Origin of the sequence: Paraburkholderia sp. JHI2823, assembly GCF_038900695.1 — a bacterium.
Classification (GTDB): domain Bacteria; phylum Pseudomonadota; class Gammaproteobacteria; order Burkholderiales; family Burkholderiaceae; genus Paraburkholderia; species Paraburkholderia mimosarum.
On the sequence record NZ_JAYMRY010000144.1, the window covers coordinates 1 to 1081 of the forward strand.

Below are 1081 nucleotides of genomic sequence, written 5' to 3' on the forward strand. Positions count from 1 at the left end.
CTTGGAAAACGCGAGACTCTCCCTTCGGCGTCGTTTGTGCAAGATGCCTGAGGGAGATCCCCTCCGCCACATCACGCAAGCCGCTCAAAACGCCCCGAATTCCCATCGACTTGCGTGCTCATGCTCAAGGCCGGCTTCTAAAAGGGCGGGGATTTGACAACGGCATTCATTGCTCAGCCGCCGCTTGTGGGAGGCGACCATACCATTTGGTTTGGGCTTTCGGACCCGGCGATGGAAGATGCGCTTTATGACGAGCCGCTGTACCGTGAGTTTGCGGGGCTGGACGAAGGTATGACGCGTTTGCCGGACGAAAGCACGATTCTGTGGTTCCGCCACCTTCTCGAAACGCACGGACTGGCCGCGCAGATGCTCGCCTTGGTCAATGAGCTCCTGAGTGAAAAAGGCTTGATGTTGAAGGCAGGCTCAGCGGTCGATGCGACCTTGATTAGCGCACCCAGTTCGACAAAGAACGGCTCTGGCAAGCGGGACCCGAAGATGCATCAGACGAAGAAAGGGAACCAATGGTACTTCGGGATGAAAGCGCACGTGCGACCTGAAAGTCGCTTGAATTTCTGTCTAACTCAACGAGATGTGTGTTGTGATTAAACCGGTTGTTCCATCAACCGTTCCCTACCCAGACATGCGGAGCCGGTAACAGCTCGGTGTGAAGCTCTGGGAACAATGTAACCGCCGACTGATTTCGGTACGCCGACCCGCGAGGGAAAGCGGAATCTACCAGCACAAAGGTGGTGAGGGACTAGGGACGAGTGGCAACGATCAACGTATGTGAACCTCCGTTAAACGTCGTCATCATTGTACAAGCCAAATGTGCTGACAGGCTTGGGCCAAAATGGCACGCGGCAAGGCATGGCCTCTGTGAGCTGGGCCATCATGGACAATCCGCCGCCGGCGAATAGGAGGGATCCGCCCCGCTCTGAAATTCATGCGGAACAGGGTAAGTCAGAATGATTTTCCGTGAGGCGGAGGCTGGCCTGCCGTAGGAAGTCAAACGCGGGTTAGCATGACTGCCAGAGCCGCACGGTGTGGACAGGGCCCACACCCGGCGATTTCCGAGACGGAG

Annotated in this window: 1 pseudogene; it reads left to right on the forward strand. The window is 56.8% G+C overall.

Going from position 1 to position 1081, the window contains the following annotated elements:
• Positions 1-207: 207 nt before the first annotated feature.
• Positions 208-561, forward strand: a pseudogene (locus VSR34_RS37985) (IS5 family transposase); the annotation flags it as partial.
• Positions 562-1081 lie beyond the last annotated feature (520 nt).